The organism is Coleofasciculus sp., from assembly GCF_046565525.1.
GTDB lineage: Bacteria > Cyanobacteriota > Cyanobacteriia > Cyanobacteriales > Coleofasciculaceae > Coleofasciculus.
The window spans coordinates 91,645-118,417 of record NZ_JBKHUP010000001.1 but is presented as its reverse complement, the minus strand read 5'-3'; the positions used below and the strand labels follow the sequence as shown (position 1 = coordinate 118,417).

Annotated in this window: 18 protein-coding genes; 13 read left to right on the top strand and 5 right to left on the bottom strand. The window is 45.0% G+C overall.

Going from position 1 to position 26,773, the window contains the following annotated elements:
* The first annotated feature begins 90 nt into the window (after window positions 1-90).
* The 10 genes from ACLGGO_RS00530 to ACLGGO_RS00485 all read left to right on the top strand — a co-directional run bounded on the left by ACLGGO_RS00530 (window position 91) and on the right by ACLGGO_RS00485 (window position 18,252).
* Window positions 91-1,215: a glycosyltransferase family 4 protein gene (locus ACLGGO_RS00530; RefSeq protein WP_446417874.1), complete on the top strand. Its 1,125-nt coding sequence runs from the start codon at window positions 91-93 to the stop codon at window positions 1,213-1,215.
* Window positions 1,216-1,265: 50 nt separating this feature from the next.
* A complete protein-coding gene (locus ACLGGO_RS00525) occupies window positions 1,266-2,222 on the top strand; it encodes a glycosyltransferase family 2 protein (RefSeq protein ID WP_446417873.1) in 957 nt (318 codons plus the stop codon).
* Window positions 2,223-2,247: 25 nt separating this feature from the next.
* Window positions 2,248-3,669, top strand: coding sequence for an O-antigen ligase domain-containing protein (locus tag ACLGGO_RS00520; protein ID WP_446417872.1), 1,422 nt, complete (start codon window positions 2,248-2,250; stop codon window positions 3,667-3,669).
* 31 nt (window positions 3,670-3,700) lie between these two features.
* The gene (locus ACLGGO_RS00515; RefSeq protein ID WP_446417871.1) at window positions 3,701-4,555 is read left to right on the top strand and encodes a sulfotransferase family protein; all 855 of its coding nucleotides are present in this window, start codon (window positions 3,701-3,703) and stop codon (window positions 4,553-4,555) included.
* A 4-nt stretch (window positions 4,556-4,559) separates the two neighbouring features.
* Window positions 4,560-5,633, top strand: a complete 1,074-nt coding sequence (locus tag ACLGGO_RS00510; RefSeq protein WP_446417870.1) for a glycosyltransferase family 1 protein — start codon at window positions 4,560-4,562, stop codon at window positions 5,631-5,633.
* Entirely contained in the window at window positions 5,626-6,774 is a 1,149-nt protein-coding gene (locus tag ACLGGO_RS00505; protein WP_446417869.1) for a glycosyltransferase family 4 protein, read from the top strand. Before ACLGGO_RS00510 ends, ACLGGO_RS00505 begins: the two co-directional genes overlap by 8 nt.
* A gap of 39 nt (window positions 6,775-6,813) precedes the next feature.
* Entirely contained in the window at window positions 6,814-7,971 is a 1,158-nt protein-coding gene (locus tag ACLGGO_RS00500; protein WP_446417868.1) for a glycosyltransferase, read from the top strand.
* Between the two features lie 167 nt (window positions 7,972-8,138).
* Window positions 8,139-9,116 (top strand): pentapeptide repeat-containing protein, encoded by a 978-nt coding sequence (locus ACLGGO_RS00495; RefSeq protein WP_446339490.1) that lies wholly within the window; start codon window positions 8,139-8,141, stop codon window positions 9,114-9,116.
* A 386-nt stretch (window positions 9,117-9,502) separates the two neighbouring features.
* Window positions 9,503-10,201 carry a PEP-CTERM sorting domain-containing protein gene (locus ACLGGO_RS00490; protein WP_446417867.1) on the top strand — a complete coding sequence of 233 codons (699 nt, stop codon included), beginning with the start codon at window positions 9,503-9,505 and terminating at the stop codon, window positions 10,199-10,201.
* 899 nt (window positions 10,202-11,100) lie between these two features.
* A complete protein-coding gene (locus tag ACLGGO_RS00485; protein WP_446417866.1) occupies window positions 11,101-18,252 on the top strand; it encodes a malectin domain-containing carbohydrate-binding protein in 7,152 nt (2,383 codons plus the stop codon).
* Between the two features lie 190 nt (window positions 18,253-18,442).
* On the opposite strand, the gene ACLGGO_RS00480 is transcribed toward ACLGGO_RS00485, so the two are convergent.
* Window positions 18,443-20,179, bottom strand: coding sequence for an ABC1 kinase family protein (locus ACLGGO_RS00480; RefSeq protein ID WP_446339513.1), 1,737 nt, complete (start codon window positions 20,177-20,179; stop codon window positions 18,443-18,445).
* A 214-nt stretch (window positions 20,180-20,393) separates the two neighbouring features.
* Between ACLGGO_RS00480 and ACLGGO_RS00475 the strand changes: the two genes are divergently transcribed.
* Window positions 20,394-20,978, top strand: coding sequence for a Uma2 family endonuclease (locus tag ACLGGO_RS00475; RefSeq protein WP_446339514.1), 585 nt, complete (start codon window positions 20,394-20,396; stop codon window positions 20,976-20,978).
* 669 nt (window positions 20,979-21,647) lie between these two features.
* Here the strand turns inward: ACLGGO_RS00475 and ACLGGO_RS00470 are convergent.
* Window positions 21,648-22,523: a class I SAM-dependent methyltransferase gene (locus tag ACLGGO_RS00470; RefSeq protein WP_446339515.1), complete on the bottom strand. Its 876-nt coding sequence runs from the start codon at window positions 22,521-22,523 to the stop codon at window positions 21,648-21,650.
* Window positions 22,524-22,652: 129 nt separating this feature from the next.
* A complete protein-coding gene (locus tag ACLGGO_RS00465) occupies window positions 22,653-24,233 on the bottom strand; it encodes a flavin-containing monooxygenase (RefSeq protein WP_446417865.1) in 1,581 nt (526 codons plus the stop codon).
* A gap of 241 nt (window positions 24,234-24,474) precedes the next feature.
* Here ACLGGO_RS00465 and ACLGGO_RS00460 point away from each other — a divergent pair, with 241 nt between their 5' ends.
* Window positions 24,475-24,984 (top strand): TerB family tellurite resistance protein, encoded by a 510-nt coding sequence (locus ACLGGO_RS00460; RefSeq protein ID WP_446339517.1) that lies wholly within the window; start codon window positions 24,475-24,477, stop codon window positions 24,982-24,984.
* Between the two features lie 210 nt (window positions 24,985-25,194).
* Here ACLGGO_RS00460 and ACLGGO_RS00455 read toward each other — a convergent pair whose 3' ends face one another.
* Window positions 25,195-25,584, bottom strand: a complete 390-nt coding sequence (locus tag ACLGGO_RS00455) for a PIN domain-containing protein (protein WP_446339518.1) — start codon at window positions 25,582-25,584, stop codon at window positions 25,195-25,197.
* Complete coding sequence (locus tag ACLGGO_RS00450; RefSeq protein ID WP_446339519.1) at window positions 25,571-25,816, bottom strand: AbrB/MazE/SpoVT family DNA-binding domain-containing protein; 246 nt, start codon at window positions 25,814-25,816, stop codon at window positions 25,571-25,573. Before ACLGGO_RS00450 ends, ACLGGO_RS00455 begins: the two co-directional genes overlap by 14 nt.
* Before the next feature lie 135 nt (window positions 25,817-25,951).
* Between ACLGGO_RS00450 and ACLGGO_RS00445 the strand changes: the two genes are divergently transcribed.
* A complete protein-coding gene (locus ACLGGO_RS00445) occupies window positions 25,952-26,500 on the top strand; it encodes a Uma2 family endonuclease (protein ID WP_446417864.1) in 549 nt (182 codons plus the stop codon).
* The last annotated feature ends 273 nt before the right edge of the window (window positions 26,501-26,773 follow it).

The following is a 26,773-nucleotide window of genomic DNA, read 5'->3' as shown; positions in this document are numbered from 1 at the left end:
GAGCAGGGGGAGCAGGGGGAGCAGGGGAAGAGGATTATCAATGAACAATCAACAATGAACTATGAACAATCAACAAATGACAAATCTATTATGAAACTTGGTATTGTTACCCATAGTGTGGATAAAGGCGATGGTCAAGGCAGAGTTAATTATGAAGTGGTCAAAGAAGCGATCCGTCTCGGTGATCATGTCACCCTCATCGCCAGTCAGGTTGCACTCGACTTACAGCAAAATAGTCAGGTTCAGTGGATTGATATCTCTGTCAAGAAATTCCCCACAGCATTGCTACGAAATCTAGTTTTTTCTTGGCGAAGTGCTGAGTGGTTAAGCAAACACCGGGATGAACTGGATGTGGTCAAAGTTAATGGCGCGATCACGAGTAGTCCCGGAGATGTTAACGCCGTGCATTTCGTCCACAGTTCCTGGCTGCGATCGCCTGTGCATACTTGGCGCATCCGTCGTGATCTCTATGGGTTCTATCAGTGGCTTTACACGAAGCTAAATGCTGGGTGGGAAAAACAGGCATTTGTCCAAGCTAAAGTGGTTGTGGCGGTTTCACAAAAGGTTAAGCAGGAACTGGTAGAGATGGGAATCCCACCCCAGTCTATTCAGGTGATCTTAAATGGGGTTGATTTGCAAGAGTTTTGTCCGACACGGCGCGATCGCACTCCACTTGGTCTTCCCAAGGGCGTTACCCTGGCGTTTTTTGCTGGAGACATTCGCACCCCTCGAAAAAACTTAGATACGGTGCTGCACGCCTTAGTCGAGGTTCCTGAGTTACACCTAGCCGTTGCTGGAAGTACAGCCGGAAGTCCCTATCCTCAGCTCACCCAAAAACTGAATCTAAGTCAACGAGTTCATTTTCTCGGCTATCGTACAGATATTGCCGAAATCATGAACGCTGTGGATTTATTTGTGTTTCCCTCGCGATATGAAGCTTGCACACTTGTGTTGCTCGAAGCTATGGCGTCTGGACTCCCCGTGATTACCGCTGCCACAGCAGGTGGTGCAGAAATTGTTACCCCAGATTGTGGCATCGTTTTATCTGATCCGGATGATACACAAGCGTTGATCCAAGCCCTAAAAATCCTCACAAGAACACCAGAAAAGAGAAAAAAAATGGGTCAATTTGCCCGCACTAAAGCGGAGCAACATAGTTGGGCGAATATGGCACACCGTTATATTAAATTATTTAAATCATTGGGTTATGATTAATCTATAGTTTATGATTATTTATCCTAATAAAACTATTTAAAAATATATTAATGATTATCACCGTTACTATACCAACATATCGCCGTCTGCCAGACCTAAAACGCTGTCTGGAGGCGCTGCAAAAGCAAACTCGACCTGCAAATCAAGTCTTGGTGATTATCCGTAACACTGATACGGAAACTTGGCAATTCTTTGAAACCTTTGACCCTAACTTTCTGCCGCTGCGTACCGTGCAGGTAAAGGTGCCAGGAGTCGTAGCTGCAATGAATGCAGGTCTTGAGGTTGCCCAGGGAGATATCATTGCCTTTACCGATGACGATGCGGCTCCCCATACCGATTGGTTGGCACGGATTGAAAATCATTTTTTGTCTGATCAGCGCATTGGCGGTGTCGGGGGGCGCGACATGATTTATTACCACGGTGAACTATGGACAACTGAGACAAAGCAGGTTGTTGGTCGCCTCCAGTGGTTCGGACGCTTAATTGGCAATCATCATCTTGGTGTCGGTGCAGCCCGAGACGTTGATATTTTTAAAGGAGTTAATATGAGTTTTCGCCGGAATGCAATTAAAGCGTTACGCTTTGACGAAAGAATGCGTGGGACAGGAGCGCAGGTAGACTTTGAAGTTCCCTTTTGCTTGGCATTGAAACGCAACGGCTGGAAGCTGATCTACGATCCCAATGTTGTCGTTAATCACTATCCAGCACCGCGTTTTGATGAAGACCAACGCTATCAATTTAATGCCGTTGCATTAACCAATGCTGTCCATAATGAAACCTTAGCGTTGTTAGAACATTTGCCACATTTACAACAGATTATTTTTATAATATGGGCAACTTTAGTAGGAACTAGAAAGTCTCCCGGTCTTGTGCAATGGTTGCGATTTTTACCCAGTCAAGGTTCTTTAGCCGGACAAAAATGGTTAGCGTCTATGCAAGGACGGTGGCAAGGGTGGTTAACATGGCAAGGGTCAAGGATTGGAAGCGTAGTTAAATCAAAACCTTGAGATACTTTGACGTGGGAGATATTCAGTGAGCGATAGACCACTACCTTCAAGCTTTCGACTGGAGTTGCAACCCGCGCCCGCTTGGATAGCTATCTTAGCACTCGTCTTTTTCTGTGCGTTGTGCATTTTAGCCGGTGCTGGCAAAATACTCAACCTTGCTTTTCCAGTAGGGGCTTTAGCCGTCGGCTTGTTCCTATATTTTCGCTATCCAGTCCTTTACATTGGTTTTAGTTGGTGGATGTGGTTTTTGACACCCTTTGTCCGTCGCTTAGCTGATTATCGGAGTGGCTTTAGCAATCCCAGCCCGATTCTGTTAGCCCCTTTCCTGGTTACGTTAATTACTCTAACAACCCTTTGGCAAAATCTTCCCAAAACTCATCGCCAAGGTAGCTTACCTTTTGTTCTATCGAGTGTCGGTGTATTCTATAGCTTTTGCGTGGGATTTATTTCAAAGACTCCCGTTGCAGCTTGCCTCGCCTTGTTGGAGTGGCTAGCACCTATTTTGTTAGGATATCACTTATTTTTGAATTGGCGAAATTACCCCGATTACCGCCAAAATATTCAGCGCGTTTTTGTCTGGGGTGTATTGGTGATGGGAGTGTATGGAATCATACAGTATGTGATCGTACCGGAGTGGGATCGATTTTGGTTAATTAATACAGGATTCACAACTGCTGGTAGTCCAGAACCTTATGGATTCCGGGTGTGGAGTACGCTCAACTCTACCGAACCTTTTGCTGCAACGATGGCAGCAGGTTTGCTACTGTTATTAAGTAATCATCAACAAAAAGTTTTAAAGGTGCTGGCTTCAGTCGCTGGTTATTCAGGCTTATTGCTCACCTTTGCCCGTTCGAGTTGGCTGGGTTGGTTGGCAGGATTACTGACGCTGATTAGTTCTCTGAAGCCAAAGCAGCGAATTAGTTTAATTATTACCCTTTTTGCGATTCTAATTCTGGTTATTCCGTTATCGACGCTAGAACCCTTCTCAGAAAAAATCAGTGAGCGATTGGAAACCTTTTCCAGTCTTGAGGATGACAATAGCTTTCAGAATAGACAGGCTTATTTTAAAATGGTATTTGGAGATGCACTGACCAGTGTTGTGGGTTTGGGAATCGGTGGCGTAGCGACGGATAACTCGATTTTAGTGATGCTTTTTCAGTTGGGTTGGATTGGCACTATTTTTTATATGGGAGGAATGAGCTTACTTATTTTTAGTTTGTTTCAAAGTTCTGAAGTGGGTTTCGATCCCTTTGCCGTTGCCGCTCGTGCTGTTGTGGTTAGTGCCTTGGTTAGACTGCCGATCAATGTGCCAATGTTGGGCGTATCGGGTACAATTCTGTGGGGGTTTTTAGGACTCGGTCTAGCCGCTCATCAGTATCACCAACATCAACGTAAAATAAATTTGAAAGAGTCCTTGCCGCCAAATAAAATAAATTTCTTGAAATAAGCTTATTTTAAAACTAAACTGGAGGTTGATAATGTCAGTTGAAAAACCTATTTTTATTCTCGGCGCTCCCCGTTCAGGAACAACGTGGTTAGGCAAAGCCTTCGACCAACATCCTGACCTCGCCTGCTGGGCAGAAATTAGTAATATTTGGATGTGGGGCAATACCCATAAAACCGATGATCAGCTCACCGATAAAGATCTGAATCCCCCAATTAAACGTTATATTCAAAAAAGATTCGCTGAATACCTGGAAAAATATCACAAAAAAAGAATTTGCGATAAGACTCCTAGAAATTGTCTACGCATTTCTTTTATACAGGCGGTCTTCCCTGATGCCAAAATTATTATGTTACTCAGGGATGGTCGTTCCGTAATTAATTCGACAAAAAAAGAATTGAATCGCCCCAAGAATGTCCCTTGGAAGGAAGCCTATTCTCGACTCAAAGAAGTCCCAGTTTGGGAATGGTCGGTATTTTTGCCCCGGATCACGTCTCGTCTCAAAAGAATGGTGGGTATCCCCTTAGACTACTGGGGTGCAAGACCCCCAGGATGGCAAGAATGGGTAAACCAATATTCTCGTGAAGCTTTGCTGGCAAAACAGTGGTCTGAAACAATGGAAATAGCGATTGCTGAAGGCAGAAAGTTGCCTCCAGAAAATTACCTAGAAATACGCTATGAGGACTTGGTTAGTTCACCGCAGGATAAAATTCATGAAATTGCTCATTTTGCTGAACTAGATTCTCCTGAGCCGATCATCAATTATGCAATGGCAACAGCTGACCCATCTCGAACGAATAAGTGGAAAGATTCATTAGATCCAAACATACTCCAAGAGATTAAGGAAATCATGGAACCAACAATGTCTAAACTGGGATATCCCTGGTAAAATTATGATTTCTAACCAGTACTATGTCTGCTCCAAAAATCGGGAACCTATTGCTTGGAATCCTTGGCAAGAAGACCGCCATATCGTTCCTGAGTGTGCCTATTTTGGCAAGGTATTTCAGGCGATGGAGGAGAGTTTGCAGGTACAGGGTTTAACCTTTTACCTCACCTGGGATATCTCTAAGCTGCCATCATACGGGCAAAACGTGGTTGCTGTTGTCCAAGGGGATGAGTGGTGTCGTATCCCTGGCTATTTTCATCAGGTACGCGCTGTATTTAAATGCTACGGTACGCGCCGTAGTCTGGGATGTAATCCCCTGCTTAATCCATCCTATGTCAACGTTCTCACCCTCGGTCAATTTATGCTGATCTCGGTGGCACGTTTACCCGGTTTGTTCAATTATGGATTGCAGGTGATTAAAAATTTACCCTCACCTCTGGCTAAGGTTCCACCGATTTATGATATTCCTCTCGGTTACTATAAACAATTGAAATTGCCGATTAAAGATATCCATCAACGGTGTTATGATGTATTTTTCGCTGGCAGTTTAGCGCAAAAAAAATATAAAAGAAAATCATTAAAATATTGGCTAAAAGATCCAAAAATTGTGTCTCGACAAAAAATGCTTACTGTAATCGAGTCCCTTACGGATAAATACCAACACTTAAAATTTGAATTGTCAATTACACGGGGGTTCCATGCCACAACGGCTCAAGATGCCAGCAGCTATTCCGAAAAAATGATGGATACTAAAATATGTCTGGTTCCTAGAGGAACGTCTTTTGAAACCTATCGTTTCTTTGAGGCACTCAGATATGGTTGTGTTGTCGTAACTGAAGCTTTACCTTCACGATGGTTTTATAATGGAGCGCCGACGATTCAGATTCAAGATTGGAGTGAGCTAGAGGCGGTATTGGAAAAGCTGACCAACGACCCATCCTTAATCCAGAGGTTACATCAGCAAGGGTTGAACTGGTGGCAAACCAAATGCTCGGAAACAGTGGTGGGTCAGTACATTGCTGAAACGTTAAATGGAACCCAATCTGATCCGGAGTCTTGCACAAATTACCATGAGTAACCCTACGGCAAAATCTGCTTATATCCTCTGCGTCGGTAATGGTTGGTTACCCAAAATGCCAGGTGGACTCGATCGCTATGTCTACGAACTAACCCACAACCTAGCTGCTGGACAGGATACGGTGGAATTGTGCGGTGTGGGACTTCCGCCAACTCCAGCCAACTCGCCCCTAAAACTCACTAACTTTGCTGAACCCGATAGTCCCCTGTGGCAAAGGCTTTGGTCAACCCGCCGCCAATTTTTAAACAGACAAGCACCGCCTCCTGATGCGATAAACCTGCATTTTGCCCTCTACAGTTTGCCTCTGTTATCCCTATTCCCAGAAAAGGTACCGATCACCTTCACCTTTCACGGACCTTGGGCAATGGAGAGTACTCTAGCAGGTAGCAACAATCTAGCTGTATTCGTCAAGCAGTGGATGGAACAGCGGGTTTATCATCGGTGCGATCGCTTCATTGTCCTCAGTCAAGCCTTTGGTCGTCTCTTACACCAACACTATCAAATTCCCTGGAGCAAAATTCACATCATTCCCGGTGGTGTCGATACCCATGGTTTTCAACCCAACTTATCCCGTCAACAGGCGCGAGAACAGCTCAACTGGCATCAAGATCGGATAATTTTGTTTACTCCCCGTCGCCTTGTCCAGCGCATGGGGATTGATATCCTCTTAAGTGCCCTGGCAAAAATCATATCTAAGATTCCCGATGTCTGGTTAGCGATCGCGGGGAAAGGAACACTAAGAGAGTCTCTAGAAAAACAAGCCACAGAATTAGGACTCAACAATCACGTTAAATTCCTCGGGTATTTACCCGATGAACTTTTACCCATCGCCTATCAAGCCGCCGACTTGACCGTGATTCCCAGTCAGTCTCTGGAAGGATTTGGATTAATTGTACTGGAATCTCTGGCATCGGGTACCCCGGTTATGTGTACGCCCGTGGGGGGAATGCCAGAAATTTTAGCGCCTTTCTCCCCTGAACTGATCACAGACTCAGCCGATGAAGACGCGATCGCCCAAAAATTACAAGCATTACTAACCGGAGAAATTTCGATGCCCTCTCGAACTGCCTGTCAGGACTATGCTTGCCGCAATTTCAACTGGCATAACATTGCCCAGCAGGTGCGTGAAGTTCTTCTGTAGAAACGTAGCAGGCTTAACATTTGCTGTTACTTAAAAAACATGAAAATCCTCTTTTTAGACCAGAGTGGCAAATTAGGCGGGGCTGAACTCTGCCTAACTGATTTGGCAAAACCCTATCGAAATCACTGCTTAGTGGGTTTATTTGCTGACGGAACGTTCAGGGAGTTATTAGAACAACAGCAAATTCCTGTCCAGGTTCTCACCACTGAACCAATTCTAGTAAAAAAAGACAGTGGAATTCTTCAAAGTTTAGGGAGTATGAGTTCTCTAGTCCCACTGATCATCAAGGTTACCCAAATAGCCCGTGATTACGAACTCATTTACGCTAACACCCAAAAAGCGCTGGTCGTTGGTGCATTCGTCAGCCTTTTTAGCCATCGTCCTTTGGTTTATCACCTGCATGATATCCTTTCTTCCGATCACTTCAGCGTTACCAACCGTCGTATTGCTGTAACCTTAGCGAATCGCTTTGCATCTTTGGTTCTTACCAATTCCCAAGCCACTCAAGCCGCATTTATTGCAGGAGGAGGACGCTCAGAACTGACACAAGTTGTCTATAACGGCTTTGAACCCAAACAGTACAAAAATCGGGCGACTGATGCCCATCAAATCAGACAACAGCTTGGATTAGATGGGCAATTTATTGTAGGTCACTTCAGCCGTTTGTCTCCCTGGAAAGGACAGCATATTTTACTGGAAGCCCTGGCTCAATGTCCCCCAGAGGTGAGCGCCATTTTAGTCGGTGATGCCCTGTTCGGCGAACAAAAGTATGTCCAGCATTTACATCAACAAGTTACCGAATTAAAACTCAAAGAACGAGTTCAGTTTTTAGGATTTCGTTCGGATATCGTCCCTCTGATGAAAGCCTGTGACTTAATCGCTCATACCTCAACGGCACCAGAACCCTTCGGGCGAGTTGTTGTCGAAGCCATGCTCTGTGAACGCCCGATTGTTGCTGTTGCTGCTGGTGGTGTTATTGAACTCATTGAAGCTGAGAAAACGGGATGGCTATTCTCTCCCAGTGATTCCCAGCAACTGGCTCAAATTATCACCACCTGTCGTAACCAGCCCGAACGAGCCGCAATCATGGCTCAGCAAGCCCAAATTCAAGCTAGTCAACGTTTCAATCTCAACACCGTCAACCAGCAGATTGCTCAGCTACTCGACCGGGTTATCTTTACTCAATCTTTAAATTAAACGGCGTCTTTGTAAAGTTAAGATGAATTTTTTGCCATCGACGCTTATACCTGAAACTGGTTTCTGGATATTTGGATTAAAATCGATTAAATTTTCTTAAAATCTCTTAAGAACTATTGAAATATATCCTATAGTTATAGGATTGTAGTATTTAGAGGAAACCACTTGTGAATAAAACGCTGCAAACCCTAGCAACCAGTAGCTTTAGTATTGGTGTAGCACTAACCTTAAGTTTGCTGACCACTAATTCCGCTGAAGCCTTTAACCAAAAGAATTTGGATCAGCTACTAAAAACGAATAATTGCCGATTTTGTGACTTGAGAGATGCTGATTTGAGTGGTACTGATCTCAGTGGCGCTATCCTCAGTGGTGCAGACTTAAGTGGTGCCAATCTGGCTGAGGCGAATCTGAGTGATGCCAAACTGATTGATGCTCAACTGATTGGGACTAATCTGAGTGGCGCCAACTTGATTGGCGCTAATCTAACCAAGGCTTTGCTGAATAATGCGAACCTATTGGATGCTGACTTGATGGGGGCTACCCTATTTTTGGCAGATCTCCAAGATGCTGACCTGATCGGCGCTAACTTGATGGACACTAACTGGATTTCTGCTACAAACATTACTGAGAGTCAGCTTTCCTTTGCTAACAAATTAGAGGACATTACTTTACCTGATGAGAGTCAACCCACGTTCTGCCAAGGAGAGGAAATTTTTAACGGATTAACGGGTTCTCTAAGTTCCCAAAACGGGTTTCCCTTTGTCCAAAACTATTCGACTTGCTCTTGGCTGATTCAAACATCGGCATCAATGAACGCTGTAGCCTTATATATTCCTGATTTATCGTTAAATAATACGGTATTGGAAATTTTTGATGGCAATAACTCAACTAACTTACTTGCCTCTATGACTGGAGAGGTTGATAGTGAAACCCGGATGTTTCCAGTCGAGTCTTTGTTGGTTCGTTACAGCGTCGATTTTTCGCCCAATACATCAGGAGTTGAACTCAGCTACGCTGGCATAGAGATTTCAAGTCCAGACCCCACAACATCTGTCCCGGAACCCAGTAGTGCGCTGGGATTCGGATTGTTAACGTTATTCGGCTGGACGCAACGGAAGCGCTTTTGTGCTAAACAAAAAAGTTGAGGAATTAGGTAGGGCTTGCTTCAGTGAGGGCAGGTGTGGAGTGTCGGGTGTCGGGTGTCGGGTATCGGGTGTGGGAAAAATCTGATCTGAGCGAAAAAAACCTTTACTGGTCAAGGTTTACAGTTTTTAAAGCCAGTCCTATTGAATCGAAAACCCCGTCTCTGTCTAGGTTTCAAGTCATTTTTGCACCAGTTCTTGCCTAAGCCTTCTTAACTGGACTTTATTTTCAAGGGGTGTTTTTTAAAGCTTGTGTGAAGCGCAATTACCTATTTATCAAGTTTTGATGAAGATTGAGGTATAGCTGAGTTTTAAATTTTCATCACTGGTAGTATGAGGGTTAGGTAATCAATCGCCTTCATAAACACTTCATAAACAAAGGAGTAATCATGGCTCATAAATTAAAGTTTGCGATCGCGACGGCAGGTGCTGTATTGGGTTTGACGGCAATCCACGCCAACCCAGCTCAGGCGGCTGTCATCGACTTTGAAGAATTCGAGCATGGTGAGGTTGTCACTGGGGTGATGACTAAGAATGCTACTCTGGGTGTGTTTAGTCAGCGTAACGTCAACCAAAATTTCCCCAATGCAGGGGAACCTCGTGACTTGATGATTTTCGACACGGACTGCGGCCCAGGAGTAAATTGCTCAGCTGATCCTGATTTGAACTTTGGCGGTCAGTTTGGCAAAGCTCTGATCATTAGTTTTGATAACAATTCAGCTATACCCAACGACTCCCAGATTGGGGGCGTAATCACTTTCGATTTTAAGATGCCTGTTGTCTTTAAGGGCTTTAATCTCTTGGATGATGAGGAAGAGTCTACTATCGTGTCTTTATTTAACGGAGCTACCCTAGTTCAACAGATTGGGGGTATTGTCGGTCCTGGAGACAACTCGGCAATCTTTGTCGATGGTTTCACTACCGCCCCAGTCACCCGTGTTGAAATTGACCTACCTGGGAGTGGTGCAATTGATAACATTAACTATGATCCTGTTCCCGAACCCCTAACCATCCTGGGTTCAACGATGGCGCTAGGATTTGGTGCCCTGTTTAAGAAGCAACAATCCAAACGACAAAAGAAAAACTAGCTTTAAGCTGAAGTTCCCCCCAGCCTTAAACCGATATTCTGTCTGTTGCCAGAATAAGTAGTCTGATAAAAGTAAACGACACTGTGTTAAGTTTTGTAGAATTCCGCGATCGCTGAAAGTGTAGTAAGCAACCCCGGTCTCGCATACACGGAGCTTTAGCCAAATAAGTTAAAGCTGTGCTTACCAGCCTAAGTGCTAAGCGCACTACGTTATCGGCAAGTGTTAAAGACCTACCAGCGGATGCGATAGCCAGTTTGCTGCTCTAGAACCGAAAAGTTAAACAGTTTTAAGGTCACTGAAACAGTGCTTTTTGGACAGTTACCGACCGATAACCTTGGCGAGGCTAACTTTACCCCAGAAATGGGTGAAAACCGGAGGGGCAACCATACCCCTCCACCCCGAAAGGGGTATGCTTCTTAAACCGCTACCGCGTGTTCCTCCCTGGTCTAAAGCTTGCCCGATAAGCGAAGCGAAGGGACACAGGGTTTCCCACAACGAAGGATTTTTATGATTGGGAGTTTTTAGGAAACTTAACATAGTTAACTTTTTTTATCTCCGAATATAGCGTTTCCCGATCTAGTGAGGTACTATGCCTTGCCTTGGGCGCAATCCTTGCAAGGCTTGCGCCACGACAAAAAAATTCCCGATCTTAACTGAATTATAAACTATTGTAACGAATATAGCGTTTTCATTTGAGATGTAAACAAGCACCCCTTGCTCAGTAAGGCTTTCAGGGCTTTTGCTCTACACGAATCATCTGAAAACGCTATAGCCGTCCTATTTAGGTTGTGGCAATTTATTTTCTGGCTAGACTCTAGGTTAGTAATCGATTGTCAACTCAATCGATTGTAAATCTTTTTTTTAACAAAGTGTAATTCTTGTAAACAACAGGGTGTCAGATGGAATTCACAACTACAACTGAACAATTTTTTCCTTTAGGTCTTGATCCGGAAACCAACCCTGCCTCTCTGGGGTTAACTGAAAATCAAACGGCAGAGAACCCTGCTGCATCTACATCTAGTGTTGATTTGGAGGCGACTCTCACAACCCTGTCTCTTAGTCAATGGACAGATGACTTGGTGGTGAATACCCTCATACCTTCTGATTCTACTGTTGAGGATACTCAACTAGACTCGGAAGATTCTTCACAAAACAATCTTCCTTTAGTCGGTGCATTTGGCGACGCTTTGACTGGGACAATTTCCTCGAAAAAGCCGGAACAGGGAAACGGTCTGTCCGAGGACGCCCAAGAAAAGGAAAAGAAAGAAAAAGATAAACTAAAAAGTTTGTTTTCGGCATCCAAACTTGCTGCAATCACGGGCGACCCCAAGACAGTCCGTGTTAACGTCGGGGGTTCAGAAAACTATCTCGATAGTCAAGGTCAGGTTTGGGCAGCAGACAGTAACTTCACCAGCGGTAAAAGCGGGAAAAGCTTTAAAACATTACCCAAAGTTACAGGAACCAAGGAGTCAATCCTGTTTCAGTCGGGGCGTCAGGCAGCAGAGTTTGAGTATTTATTTGCTCTGCCCAACGGTGACTATGAAGTGAGGTTAAGTTTTGTCGAAACGCCTTATGTCCTTGAAGCTGATCAACGGGAGTTTCAGGTAAAAGCCAATCAACTAGTTGCTCTTGATGAAGTTGATGTGATTCAAGAGATAAAGGCTAAGAAGAAAAATGCTGTTGATAAAATTGATGCCATCATCAAAGCGGAAAAGCTCAAAAATAAATTAGGCATTGGCAAGATAAAAATCCTGGAAATTGAAGAGTCTGTTAAGGGATTAGAAGATGAAAAAATTAGCGGCATCCTTAAAAAAGGAAAATTTAAAGACAAACTAGAAATTGATGAAGCTGAAACCCTACTTCAAGCCGTTAAAGATAAACCAGAAACTAATACAGCCCTGACTCAAACCTTTAAAGCCAAGGTAAAAGATGGGTTTCTTGAATTAAATTTCAAATCTCTTAAAGGTGAAGCCGCTCGCCTCTCAAGTATTGAAATTGTTCCGGATGAAAAGAAAGGAAAAGGAAATAAGAAGAGTAAAAGTGACGAGTCGCTCTTGCCAGTACTCCAAATCAACGACTTAACCTTGGCAAGTGACGAGTCGCTCTTGCCAGTAGCTAGAAGCAGCGACTTAAGTTTGGCAACAGCTTCGGCTAACGAGCCAACCGTATCAGCAACCCAAGTGACTACCTCAGCAATACGTATCAATGCGGGGGGAGGAGACTATACCGATAGTGAAGGTAACCTTTGGCAGGCGGACAATTATTTTACCGCCGGAAATACCTCTTTATTCAATGTTCCCATTGCTGGTACTAGCGAAGATACTCTCTATCAAACAGAACGCTGGCGGAAAAACTTCGGGTATGCAATTCCCGTCGATAATGGCACTTATACCGTTAACCTGCACTTTGCCGAAGTTTACTTCGATTTAGCCGGAAAACGGGTGTTTGATGCCACCGTTGAGGGTCAGTTACTCAATGACAATTTAGACATTGTTTCGGTAACTGGAGCAAAAAATTCAGCCTTAATCACATCCCTTTCTGCTGTAAACGTTAGCGATGGCATCCTGAATATTGACTTTGCTGGTGTTGTTGACAAAGCCAAGATTTCAGCGATTGAGGTATTAGCGAGTCCCAGTGCAGATACGATAGTGCCAACCGCTAGCCTGAGTGCGACTGATGTCACCCAAGAGGGCGGAACCAGTTACCAATTCAGTGTCATCTACTCTGATAACAAAGCCGTTAACTTGTCCACTGTGGACAGCAATGACCTGCTCGTCACTGGACCTAATGGGTTCAGTCAGTTAGCCACTCTGAATAACGTGAAGCTAGATAGTAATGGCACGCCAATGAAAGCCACTTACAGCTTCCTGGCTCCAGGAGGAACCTGGGATTCGGGGGATAATGGCACTTACGCGATCGCTCAGCAAGCTAACCAAGTGATGGACACCAGTGGCAATGCGGTGTCTAGCGGTTCTCTGGGAACCTTTAACGTCAACGCCGCTCCCCCAGTACCAACAGATATCCGGATCAATGTGGGAGGAGGAAACTATACAGATACTCAAGGTAACCTTTGGTTCGCCGATACCCACTTCACCAACGGCAATACCTCATCAACCAGTGCTGCCATTGATGGTACCGTAGAAGATACCCTCTATAAAACAGAGCGCTACCATAGCTCCTTCGGGTACGACATTCCCATCGTCAATGGCACCTATACGGTAAACCTGCACTTTGCCGAAACTTTCTTTAATCAAGAAGGACAACGGGCGTTTGATGTGGCGGTTGAGGGTGATCCGTTCCTGAATAATTTAGACATCATATCAGTGACTGGGGTGAAGAATACCGCCTTAATCACCTCCCTGGCAAATGTTAATGTCACCGATGGCGTCCTCGACCTAGACTTGAATGCTCTGGTCAATAACGCCAAGCTCTCAGCCATTGAGATATTAGCCAATCCCATCCCGGATACCATCATACCAACCGCTAGTTTGAAGGCGACTGATGTAACCTACCGAGGTGGAACCGAGTATCAATTCAGCGTCACCTACTCCGATAACCAAGTCATTGATTCCACCACTGTAGACAGCAGCGATGTTCTCGTCACCGGACCGAATGGGTTCAGTCAGTTAGCCACTCTACACAGTATTCAACCAGACAGTAATGGTTCTCCACTAAAAGCCATTTACAAGTTTGCTGCCCCAGGTGGAAACTGGGATGGGACAGATGATGGCACCTACACCATCGCGTTGGCAGCCAACCAAGTCAGCGACGCCAGTGGTAACTTTGTCACCAGTGGCACTCTAGGCAGCTTTGATGTTGCTGTCACCGGGACTGCACTCCCCCCCACCCTGATCAACTCCGGGGGACCAGACTACACCAGTGTTGATAGTCGGCTTTGGAAAGCCGATACCTACTTCGTTGGTGGTGGTACTAATGCCATTGCCGCGACAACGGATATCGGTAATACCTTTGACGATAAGCTATATCAAACAGAGCGCTGGCACAAAAATACCCTGTCTTATCAAGTTCCTGTCCCTGAACAAGGCACCTATACGGTCAACCTGAATTTTGCGGAAATTTACTGGGCTGATGCGGGGTTGCGGGTATTTGATGTCATCGCTGAGGGGAATGTAATCGCCAATGATCTAGACATTTACGCTCAGGTGGGTGGTAATGCGGCACTGACGATTTCCAACAATGTTGGGGTAACCGATGGCATTCTCAATATCGATTTAGTCGGTGTGGTGGAGAAGCCGAAAATCTCATCCATCGAAGTTGTCAAGGAAGAAAAGGCTCACGGGGGTCATCCCTTTCTCCATGTTGTGATCGATGCCCCAGAATATGCCATTGACTATAACGGAAATGGTAGCGAAGGGGTCAGCTTATTGGGCAATGAATCCCACACCCATGAACCCGGTAAGGTTCTGACGAGCTGGACTTGGGCAAAAGGGGCAACGGTTTTAGGCACAGGGGAAGATATTCAGGCGACTTTGGGCGTTGGTTCCCATACAGTCTCATTGACTATTGAAGATAGCAATGCACCAGCCGATAGTCTCACGGATTCGGTTGACCTGAATATATTTCCCATCAACGCCGTCGGTGGGATGTTAGTCTCCTACGATCTGGATGCTGATATTGACAATCTCACCGCCCCTGAGTTTCAGGAAATCCTACCCCTGACGCCAAAAGATCCGAATGATTTACTAGATGGCAGCTTACACCTGAAGGAAAATGGTACCTTTGGCACCTTGGGCAGTTCGTCCTACTCCAACCAAAATGTAGCCGTTGTATTCAAGGGAAAATTTGCACCCACCACCGCTGGAAACTATGATTTCACCGTTAATGGTGGCACTGATAGCGACATCTATATTAATGGCAATCTGGTCACGGCTACAGAAACGTTAACCGCAGGCACAACCTATAACCTAGAAGTTCGTGTGGCTCGGGCAGCCGGGGAAGTAAACCCCATAGAAGTACTGGCATCAATTGATGGTGCCCCACCCGCACCCCTGCAAGGAACCAATCTAACTCACGACCAAACCAGTCTGCTTCCCTTCATCAATCCCCCCGCCGATACCGATATCTCCACGTTCGGGGCTCAAATCCTCACCCTTAAGGGTATTGCGTTTTGGGAAGGTGATGCCTCCGATCAAGTTAAAGTTCACTGGGGCAATACGATTTTCACTGAACCCGATATCCAAGTGAATCAGGGGACAATCACGTTTGCCACACCTCCTGGAACCTTTGGCGACACGGTTGATGTAAGGGTGGAAACACCCAATGGGATGAGCAATGTGGTCACCTTTAATTATGTTGAAGGAGTACCACCGATTAAATTCCTGCCTGAACAACAAACGGGTGCCACGCTATTCGGACCCACTCAGGCAACTTGGGGACCCGATGGCAGGCTCTACGTGGGAACGATTACCGGAGCCATTAAAATCTACACCTTCGATGATAACTATCAGGTGACCAATACCCAGTCCGTTTCCAGTATCGCCGGTCTGAGCAACAACAATATTTTGGGAATCGCCTTTAACCCCTTTGATGATCCTGCTGATGCCCCTAAAATCTACGTCGCCCACAGTGAACTTTTTGCCCATAATGGTGGTCAAGGACCTGTCACCGAATTTTCACCCTACAATGGTCAGGTTTCTATCCTCGAAGGACCCAACTTCTCAACGGTAACGCCTTTAATTACAGGTTTACCCGTCTCTAACCACGACCATGGAATTAACGGATTGGCGTTTGACAATCATGGAGACTTGCTCATCGCCGTTGGTGGGAATACGAATGCCGGAGTCTCCAACAACAACATTGGTGGTCTTCCGGAATCTCCGTTATCGGGGGCGATTCTGAAAGCCAAAATCACGAAACCGAATTTTAATGGAACGGTTGAGTACGAGTTAACTCCAGGAGAAACAGCACCGACTGGATTTAATGCCAATGACCAGGTATACGGATCAATCGTCAACGTGGTTCCTGGTGTGGATGTATCCGTGTTCGCCAGCGGACAGCGAAACCCCTTTGATACTGTCTGGACGACTCAAAATCGACTCTACGGCACAGATAATGGTGCCAATGCCAGCAGTGCTTTTGGTACTGCCTCTACGGGACCGAACACCGAAAAGACCATCACCGGTCAACCCGATGAAATTAACCTTTTGGTTGAGGGGAACTACTACGGACATGCCAATCGCAATCAAGGTCGCTTCGATCCTCGGCAGTATGTTTGGTATGGTGCGAATGATACAGGTGACTTTACCTCGCCCTTAGGGGCGGTAGCGTCCTCAACCAATGGGATTACCGAATACCGAGCCACGACCTTTTTGGGACAGATGCAGGGCAACCTATTGGCTCAGAAATGGAATGGCACCGTCTACAATGCTTCTGTCTCCCCCAATGGCTCCTTTGAGTCCTTAGAGACGATCATCAATACCCCAACTGCTCTAGATGTTGTGCATGGTCCTGGGGGCGCAATTCTGGGCATCGATTTCACTGACGACCAAATCACTGTTTCCCTACCCGATGATCTGGCGGCTGTCTTCGATATGACTGCCTATGATATCTTCCCCTGGCGCTCGCCGGCTGTGGGTGGTGCTACCTTCACGATTGGCGGGACAAACTTCAACCCTAACCTTGCCAATACCACAGTCACGATTGGCGGTCAGACAGCGCTTCTTACCTCCGTCTCTGCCAACCGGATTCAGGGGATTATCCCTGAGCAGACCACCCCAACAGGTGATCTACTTGATGTAGTGATCACCAATGACGGCACAACCTCCACCATACCCGATGCCTTTGTCTACTTGAGTAGCACCTTGGCATTCGGTGATCTGGAGTTTACGGTTAATGAAAATGGCACATCTGTGACTCAGGTGAGTGTTACTCGCACTGGGGTGAGTTTTGGCGCTGTCAGTGCAACACTGACTCAAACCGATGGCACAGCTACCAGTGGTGTTGACTACACCAATGCTCCGATTACCGTTTCCTTTGCCGATGGGGAAACCGGAACCAAAGTGGTGTCGATTCCTATCCTAGAAGATACGGAAGTAGAAGGAGATGAGACAATCAAGTTGGTACTGGATAGTCCTACCCCATGGGCAAGAATTGGGGCGCAAAATAAAGCTACGCTGCGGATTTTGGACAATGAAGCCTTGCCAACGACCACGGCATCGGCTAAATTTACAATTGACCCACCGGGGGCAGGTATCAATAGCAGTACCTTTGGCTCCGATTCGTTCCGAATCACCAACACCTCGACTTCGGGTCAGAAACTCGACCGGGTTTTGATTGATTTGAGTTCCAGTATTCTGCCTGATTTAGTTTTTGACCCCAATGGTACCGCTGGCGACACAGCCGCCAAAGTCTTTACCGTGGATAGCGACTCAGGAGTGGGATACCTTTCGCACACGCTGCTAAGTTCCCATGACGGTGGTTTTGATGCCTTGGAAATCCTATTCAATGACTTTGATCCGACAGAAACACTAACCTTCTCCATTGACGTTGACCCGACTAGCATTAAGGGGTCGCCACAACCCGGACCTGGCGATTCGGCTGACGTTTCTGGACTTGAGTTAACGGGTACCCAAGTGCGAGCTGATTTTAATGATGGCTCAACGTTGGTGGGAGATACCTATCGGATTCCCAACAGTATCGATGGGTCTCAGGTGACACTCCAATCGGACTTGCCCGGTCAACCCACGATTTCAGCCGTAGGACTGTCTTCGACACGAGCCAAGGTGTCCAATGAAAATCAGACCATCCAGGTTACAGGTCCTGCGGGTGCTGAGGTTGTATTGCTGGTTACGGAGGCAGCACTGTTTACTGATAGTGGCAATGGATTTGATCTAGACCCATTTGAGGCAAACAGTATTATAGCCATTACTGAGCAGTCCGCTACCCTTGACGGGACCGGCTCTGTTGACATTCCCGTAACCTTGACCAAATCTGATCCAGAAGGAGGACTCAACTACATTGTTGCTGTGGTGAAATATTTAGATGGCACCACGAGTCCCCTTTCCTCAGAAATCATCCTCGAACTTGTGTGATGATAGTTGAACGCACCCCACTCAAATCGAAGATTCTGAGTGGGGATTCTTATGCTAGGCTTCAAATCTGTGGAAGATATAGCAGTAGACACATAGCTTAGGACTTTCCGAACTGTGGTAGAGACGTTCTGGCAGAACGTCTCTACTCAATGATCAAATGCTGTTGGCTTTGTTCGGAAAACCTAACCCCTTAATTATTTTCCCCAATCATCGCCGCCAGGGGTAGAATCGCGGCAATTCTCTCTGTGGAAATAGTACCCAGAGAACTTAACGCCACATTAAATAACCGTCCCGGTTTCAAGTCATCTTTGACCAAATTCCAGAGGCGTTGCACCTCTTCAGTGTGCAATCGGTCATCTTCGGTTAACGCCAATAGTACCTGACGCCGCAGAAACTTCCCTTCTTCAGATAGCAGATATTGTAATCCTAGTTGGGCTGTGGGTAGCAAATCAAAGTTCTCATCCGATCGCGCGATCGCTATCATATTCTCTAACCGTTGCCATTGGAATCTACCATCCTTAAACAACACCTCAATCAACCGCCGCCGCATTGCTGGCGATTCACCCTTGAGTAGACGTTTGGCGATGTAAGGATAAGACACCTCAACGATTTTGAAATCTGGATTCAGGGTTAACGCCAACCCTTCCTGAGTCACCAACGACCGAATAATTAGGGCAAATTTGGCTGGAACTCGGAACGGATAGTCAAACATTAACTCCGAAAAACTATCCGTAATCGTTTTAAAATTGAAGTCCCGTACACTTTGACCCACCGCGTCTCCCAGCACTCGTTCTATGGCAGGAATAATCGGTATGATATCTGTCTCCGGGGTTAAAAAGCCCAGTATGACAAACTTTTTCGCTAACTCCACATAATCCTTATTGATTAAATCAATAACTGCACTTACGATAGTTTCTTTCGTTTCTTCCTCCAACTGATCCATCATGCCAAAGTCAATGTAAGCCATGCGACCATCGGGCATAGCAAACAAGTTACCGGGATGGGGATCAGCGTGGAAAAAGCCGTGTTCTAAGAGTTGGCGCAAACCCGCTATGACGCCAGTTTGAATAATTTGGTCAGCATCAAGTCCAGCCGTGCAAAGACTTTTTGTATCGGTTAGCTTACACCCATTAATCCACTCTAAGGTTAAAACCCGGTGGTTACTGTACGTCCAATAAATGGTCGGCACTTTGACACTGGGATCATCGCGGAAGTTACTGGCAAAGAGTTCTGCATGGCGACCTTCGTTGATATAATCAATTTCTTCAAACAACTTAATGCCAAATTCATCGACAATTAACGTCAAATCATGACCCAAATTTAGGGGGAGCCATCGGGATAACCAACCGGCTGACTTCCGCATTAAATACAGATCCAGGGTGAGTAACTTGAGTAGGTTAGGACGCTGAACTTTAACGGCTACCTCTTCCCCGGTATGCAGATAAGCATGATAAACTTGACCGAGACTTGCCGCAGCGATTGGATCTGGAGAAATTTGGCGATAGACTTCACTCACCGGACGCTCTAACTCTGACTCGATAATCCCTAAGGCGGTTTCATTGTCAAAGGGCGGGAGTTGGTCTTGTAGCTTAATCAGTTCTTCTAAGAAATCTTTGCGAACTAAATCCGGGCGCGTGGATAAAGCTTGTCCCACTTTAATGAATGTCGGACCGAGGCGAGTCAAGATCTGTCGCAGTTGAGTAGCGCGTTTAAACCGATTCCGCTCAACTTGGTTCCGCCACTCGTCCCACTTGAGACCTAGAATAAACTGCACAAAGTTCCAGATAATCCTTAACGCCCGCCAGAGAACCACCCAAGGGCGATAGCGGTATTTGGCTGCGATCTCGTCGGGATCATAGCGCCGTCTGGGTTGAATCTGCTCGGCTTCAAGATAATCAACTTCAATGTAATGCTGACTCACAGCCATTTATAGCCTCTCACGTAACGAACTAGAAAAGTTTATTTATTTTTTTATCGTTTTGTTAAGTATATTCTATGTGATCCTACTTAGTCCAGACCACAACAGCGCTGAGAGGGAGTGGGAAGAGTCGAGAGGCTGACGGGAAACAAGTAGGCTGAAACCCTTGCCCGATAAAGCTTTCAGTTACCATGAAAACGAGATGCAACAGGCAGAAGATACTATGCTAATACAAAAGAAGCCACAGACCCATACTCTAGAAGACTATTTCGCCTTAGAGGAACAATCCGAAACCAAACATGAGTACCACAACGGAGAAATTGTACCCATGACTGGCGGCACGACCAATCATAATCGTATTATTATTAATTTAGTGGCTTTTTTAAAGTTTGCCTTTCGGGGGAAACCACTGAGTTTTTTTGCCAGTGATGTTCGTCTATGGCTGCCCGAATACAATCGCTACACATACCCCGATTTACAGATTATTTCTGGAGATATTCTGTATTATGAGAACCGCAAAGATACTGTAACCAACCCTTCAATTATTGTGGAAGTACTCTCGAATTCAACCCGCAGTTACGACAAAGGAGATAAGTTTAAATATTATCGCTCCCTACCTACGTTTCAAGAATATATCACCATCGACCAATATGGCTTTGAGGTGGAACAATATGTCAAAACCGATGACGGCAAATGGTTGGTGACTTACCTGGAATCTGAAGACTCTGTTTTATCCTTGACCTCTGTTGAGTTTGAAATCTCCTTAAAGGATTTATACGATTGCGTAAACTTCTCTGAAGCAGATTAGATGTTATCTCTTCCATTACCGGAGGAATTTGATTAGCAAGGGATTACTCAGCAGTATCTCAGACGAGTGAAAGCAATCTATCGAGAGTCTGATGAATTTGAATGATTCTCGATTCTCAGAACCTAGACGCGATTCGAGACAATACTGACGCGATCGCACAGTTTCAGTATAGCCGTTGATGAACTATTCGCCTAGAATCTACTAGAATAATTGCTCTTGGAGGTATTGACAAGGGTGATGGTTTTATGAGATAATTACTTCATAATGGGAAAATGTACCCGCCTATAGGGTCGATTTCATCCATATTTAATACAACTATCATAGCTGAAATCAGCAGTTTAAGCTTATCCCATCAGTAATACAGCAAATTGCCCTAACCTTGAACAACGCATCTCAATCAGAAGTGAGGATCAGAACCCGTCAAAAATGTGGATGCGATACGTTCTCTTCGGAACAGGCTCCGCCAACGCGCCAAGGTTAATCCCTTCCAGTTATCCTCCAGTTCAGGTAATGTTCAGCGTTCAATTATCCTGATGCAACATTATTCGGAGGGCGCACATCTATGCGCCCCTAAAGTTTCTGGATATAAAACCCCTTATGTATTACAGCAATTGATCAATCACTAGCTAAGTGAGTCGGCTTTTGACTGGTTGCGATCGCGAACCGGGGTTACACCCACTGATGCTCTAGCTCATAGACAACAAAGCTTTGGAATTCCGGTGCATTAGCAGAACCCAAAGACTTTTTGGAGAGTTGCCGCCAACCGCCAAGTTTGAACTCTTGTTCAGCAATCCGTGGGGACATTTTGTGTTCATCGCCAGAACCCGTCATTAGGTCATTATACGTTGCTCGGAGTTCGTCGATTGCGACTTCAATACAATTCCTTTCCATGGCGTAGTCAACAACATACCTATACCAAATCCAGAGTGCCTGTTGCCGACGCCGTTCAAATTCCAATGCCACAGGCGGAATCTCCTCTGAACGTTTATAATTTTCTACCTCAGCCGCCGTTGTCAAAATATACCCATTCGCGATGTAGATAAGTTCAGCGTTAGCAATCCGTACTGCATCAGTTTCATCGCAGTAATCTGGGCAAAATTCATCCCCGACAATGAAAATGCCATCTTTTTTTAGCACCTGCTTGGCGTGAATTAAATAGTTTGACGGCAAATGGTGGTGAGCGCCCCAAGAGAGGATTATATCTACGGGTTCGTTCCACTCTTCAAAGGGACAGTTGAATACTTTAGCATTAGTGTTAGCGAGACGACGTTCTAATTTAACCACAATATCAGGTTCTGCTTCTGCCGCGATCAGTTCGATTTCCGAGAACTGCTTGAGCAACCTTGACGCAAAATACCCAGTACCACAGCCAACATCAAGCAGACGAACGGGTAGTTCGAGGCGTTGGCAATGTTGTTTAACCAGTCTCATGATGTAGGCGTCACCTTCCGCAATTTGAGGATGACCTTTACGCATCAATTTTGCAATATCTCCTTCCGCAAAGTTGACCATCATTGGGGAATTATCAGTAACAAAAACAGACATCTACAAACTCCTGTAATAGGAGTAAATATATTAACCTGGGTTCGGCATAGGCAAGAAAACACATTTGTCCTGGCTAGACTATAGGCATAGGGATGAAGCGGCTTGAAACAAACAGATGCTTTCCACTCCTTATCGCAATGCATTGGCTTTCCCTTGTCCAATTCTAATTTTTTGCCAGAATTGGGTTACCCCTTTAACGATAGCATTGAACCCATACATCACGCGACCTTTGAGACCAGCAAGAAAAAAGTAATTGAAAGAACAGACAGGTAATTTGGCAATTATTTCTTGAGCCAACGCTTTCTTATCACCGGAACCTCGTAAACGAAATTGCGTTGCATTGGTAGCACCATAAACAATACGCAGCCAGAGGCGAGGATGTAAGAAAAAGTAGTTCCATAATGGCGGTTTGCAACCGATTATATCAGCCATATCATCCATGTAAATATGATAATCAACCAAACTACGGATGCGAAGAGCATTATGTTCAAACTGGTTTAAATAGTTCTCTCGATCTATCGATGCTATTTGCTCCATTTCCGCCGCAGCCGGAAGCGTTTTTTCACCAGTACAAATCAAGGCAAACAATCGGGCTTGCATTTCCATAATCGGAAACTGACTTCCGAACCCCGGACGTGCCCAGCCAATCCAAGTGATTTTGTCTCGATACTGGGGATGAAATAGATGTTTGTAAAGGTTCCGGGGGTCAGTTTGCTTCAGTTCATCGGGAAGGAAAGGTACATAGTTTTTGTAGCCCGTACAAAATAGTACCGCATTTACATCTTGCAAAGTTTTCCCATCAACCGTGAGTAATGTTTTGCCACCATCTTTTACCGTAATTATGTCACCAACGACGTGACACCCATGCTCCACAATTGCCTTTGGTAACGCGAATGTTTTAGTTCCGTATGTTCCCAAAACTCCGTTTCTGCACTTAACTTTCTCATTCAGGGTAACGGCAGTTTGCTCAACAGGATTGTTGTAATTTAACCACTGTCGCAAGATAATTTTGCTCAAGGTATATCCATAGTCTCTGGGTAAGCCGTATATACCCCGATTGCTAGCGATGTCGTTGGCGCGATTATTTCTCTGGCGAGGTACGACAAACCCCGTTGAATGCCGCAGACTAACCCAGCAATTATTGGCGACACGAGATAATTCTAGAGCTATGTCTGAACCGGATTCACCGCCGCCAACGACTAATATATTTTTGCCCGCAAAGCCCTCAGCATTACGATAGTCTTGGGAATGGGAAAAATCTACCTCCGTTAATAATTCTTTCCATTTGGAATAATTCGGGATACTATTATTCCCGATCGCCAATGCCACTCGTTTTGAAAGTAAAGTCTCTCCAGATGCCAATTGAACTTGCCATCCTTGGTTTTCTTCCTGCTCCGCCAGGGCTACAACTTTGGCGTTGAAACGAATTTTCTCTAACACACCAAACTGTTTGGCATATCGCTTCCAATAGTCAAGGGCTTCAGTCTTTGTCCAGAATTTGTGCTGTTCTCCATCACCAATCCAGAAGTCGGAAAACATACTATAGGTGCAAGACGAGGTTAGGACTAAACTGTCGTAGGTTTTAGCAAAAACGCCACCCACATCCTCGGCTTGCTCTAAACAGACAACGTCGCGCACCCCTTGTTCGAGTAATTCTTTGGTTGTCACTAGACCTCCGGGGCCAGCTCCAATCACAATGCAATCCAACATAGAGTTTGGTGGTTTAATGTTTAAAAAATTGGCTAATAAATAGTTATTTTATTCTTTATGTAGGAATTAAATATCCACTCTACCTTATATTAGAATTTTTATCCAGTTTTTTGCATAAAAAAAACTTATTAAATTTTTCCAAAAAAATAAGTAACTTTAATAAAAATAATCGGGATTGTCTGGGAGGATATTGAGAGGAAGTTAAAATCGATTGTTTAGCGTTGAAAAGAAAAAAGAAACTATGACGACAAACCAAATTGATGCCGCTCGCCAACGGACAGTGAATTGGTACTACCAGGATGTCTGGGGTTGGCAGCCTGAAGAGATTCCTCCGGCAGAAGTACATACCACTTTTCTCAAGGCTCAACTCATTGCCGCTAATGGCGACGGGACACTGACGAATGAAGAAAGACAGTGGGCGCTGGGTCGGGCGGCGGCTTGTGGATACCGAGAAGAGCTACTGCAAGAATTAGAAACCTATCCGGCAAATGAAGATATCGTCGAGGTACTTTCTCAAACTCAGACAACCAATAAATCTCGCAAAGCTGTAATCTACTTTACGATTAAAGTTTGTGCGGCTGATGGCGTTTATCACGACAAAGAAAAAAAGGTTGTCCGTCAAGCGGCTGCGGCTCTAGGGATTGCTGAAGACGTAGTAAAAGAAATTGAAAAACTGTGTGCCGAAGAAGAACGTCTGAAACAACAACGTATTCAGTTATTGTTCCCTGATGGCAGCCCCGTACATGACTAGAGGTTTGTACAGACGTTGGATGTAACGTTTCTAGCAAAGGGATAATTGTATTATTTTTAATTATCCTGTAGGGGCGACCCGCTGGCACGAATCAACAGCAGTGTCTACTCAATTTACTCGGGTCGCCCTTGACTAAGGGAAAATAATAAACACCTGAATAGCGCTCATTGTCCTAGCTAAGAACAATGTTTGGGTATCAGTTGTTGAACATTATTCCAGACAACGAAATCCTTTTTGTTTCTTCAGCTTGCGATCAAAACTAACTGTTTCTGTACAACCCGCTTGATGGACAATCGCTCCGATTAAATAATCCGAAAAGTCAGCACTACCTTGTTTGTACCGCTGTAAAGCTTGATAAACAGTAGAACGGTTTTCAAATTCAAAAGCAGAACTATGTAACATTGCTTCTAGGGTATTGATAATTTCATCTTTATGGAACCCGTAGTTGCCTCCTTTGAGAACCCAAACCAACTCGCAAAGGACAATATTGGTAATAAAACAGGGCTGGTTTTGTTGAATCAGTGCGACGGCTTTTTGCCACTGCTGTTCATCATCTTGGGTAAGGTAGCGAACCAGAATGTTTGTATCAAGCCCAATCATTGGCTCCCTCAGAGATGGCAACTTCCATTTCTTCTAGGGTAGATTTCCTGATGCCAGGTCGGTGTAAAAACCCTGATAATTTTTCTACAGAAACATTAAGAGGAATCAGTTTAACCTGACCGTCTTCATCAATAACAAAATCAATTTTACTGCCACTACTAAGTTTAAGGTAGTCCTGAATTTCTTGAGGAATCGTAATTTGTCCGGTATCGGTGACTGTTGTACTGAACATGACTAAGAGTTTTGAGTCATTTAAGCCCTTTAATTATAATCCATTTGGATACCCTCGGTTGCCTTCGGTACGCCTTACGGACTAAGTGCTAACCTCTGCGTTACCCTATAAACATTACCGAATTTACCCCTAACCATGATCACCTCAACAATTCCCACCATTTACCCCCAACCCATCTCCTTAGACGACTGGATGCAAAACCCCCCAAATAGTACAGAATGGGTCAATGGAGAATTAATTAAAAAAAATGGCATGACACTCAAACATAGTCGAATTCAAGCCAAACTTTCCGCTTACTGGAGAACCCATAAAGACTCCAATGAACTAGGTGGAGAAGTCTATACAGAAGCACCTTGTCGCACCAATAAACAAGGGCGTTGTCCCGATGTCGCCTATCTTCCCCCAGAACTTGTCAGCCAATATGGTGATGCAAAAGTCCTCCCCCGAAGTTTTCCCCTGAGTGCAGAAATCGTTTCCCCCACTGATTTAGCTGAAGATGTGATTATCAAAGCCCAAGAATACTTACAATCGGGTGGTAAGGAAGTTTGGTTAGTCTTTCCAGAAAGCCGTTGGATTATTATCGCCACTCACAACCAGAGATTGGTGTTTACTTCTGGGGAAGTGGTGAGTACACAAACTGTTTTACCCGGTTTCAGTATAACCGTTGATGAACTATTAGCCTAGAATCACTAAAATCATTTCTATTTCAGTATTGACAAATGCGGTAGTTTTCTGAGATAATTATTTCATAATGGAAAAATGTGTCCGCCTATAGGGTCAATTTAATCCCGATTCAACACAAAGATTCGGTGAAATCACGGGTGTAAGCCTATCCAATCAGTAATACAGCAAATTGTCCTAACCTTGAACAACGCCTCTCAATCAGTTAAAGCATCAGAACCGGACAAAAATGTAGATGCGATCGCGCCAAGGTCAACCCATCCCAGTTATCGTCTC

Coding starts and splice junctions, on each gene's coding strand:
- ACLGGO_RS00485 (WP_446417866.1), top strand. CDS start 11,101: ATGGAATTCACAACTACAACTGAACAATTTTTTCCTTTAGGTCTTGAT.
- ACLGGO_RS00470 (WP_446339515.1), bottom strand. CDS start 22,523: ATGTCTGTTTTTGTTACTGATAATTCCCCAATGATGGTCAACTTTGCG.
- ACLGGO_RS00460 (WP_446339517.1), top strand. CDS start 24,475: ATGACGACAAACCAAATTGATGCCGCTCGCCAACGGACAGTGAATTGG.
- ACLGGO_RS00510 (WP_446417870.1), top strand. CDS start 4,560: ATGATTTCTAACCAGTACTATGTCTGCTCCAAAAATCGGGAACCTATT.
- ACLGGO_RS00450 (WP_446339519.1), bottom strand. CDS start 25,816: ATGTTCAGTACAACAGTCACCGATACCGGACAAATTACGATTCCTCAA.
- ACLGGO_RS00530 (WP_446417874.1), top strand. CDS start 91: ATGAAACTTGGTATTGTTACCCATAGTGTGGATAAAGGCGATGGTCAA.
- ACLGGO_RS00490 (WP_446417867.1), top strand. CDS start 9,503: ATGGCTCATAAATTAAAGTTTGCGATCGCGACGGCAGGTGCTGTATTG.
- ACLGGO_RS00480 (WP_446339513.1), bottom strand. CDS start 20,179: ATGGCTGTGAGTCAGCATTACATTGAAGTTGATTATCTTGAAGCCGAG.
- ACLGGO_RS00505 (WP_446417869.1), top strand. CDS start 5,626: ATGAGTAACCCTACGGCAAAATCTGCTTATATCCTCTGCGTCGGTAAT.
- ACLGGO_RS00525 (WP_446417873.1), top strand. CDS start 1,266: ATGATTATCACCGTTACTATACCAACATATCGCCGTCTGCCAGACCTA.
- ACLGGO_RS00455 (WP_446339518.1), bottom strand. CDS start 25,584: ATGATTGGGCTTGATACAAACATTCTGGTTCGCTACCTTACCCAAGAT.
- ACLGGO_RS00465 (WP_446417865.1), bottom strand. CDS start 24,233: ATGTTGGATTGCATTGTGATTGGAGCTGGCCCCGGAGGTCTAGTGACA.
- ACLGGO_RS00445 (WP_446417864.1), top strand. CDS start 25,952: ATGATCACCTCAACAATTCCCACCATTTACCCCCAACCCATCTCCTTA.
- ACLGGO_RS00500 (WP_446417868.1), top strand. CDS start 6,814: ATGAAAATCCTCTTTTTAGACCAGAGTGGCAAATTAGGCGGGGCTGAA.
- ACLGGO_RS00475 (WP_446339514.1), top strand. CDS start 20,394: ATGCTAATACAAAAGAAGCCACAGACCCATACTCTAGAAGACTATTTC.
- ACLGGO_RS00515 (WP_446417871.1), top strand. CDS start 3,701: ATGTCAGTTGAAAAACCTATTTTTATTCTCGGCGCTCCCCGTTCAGGA.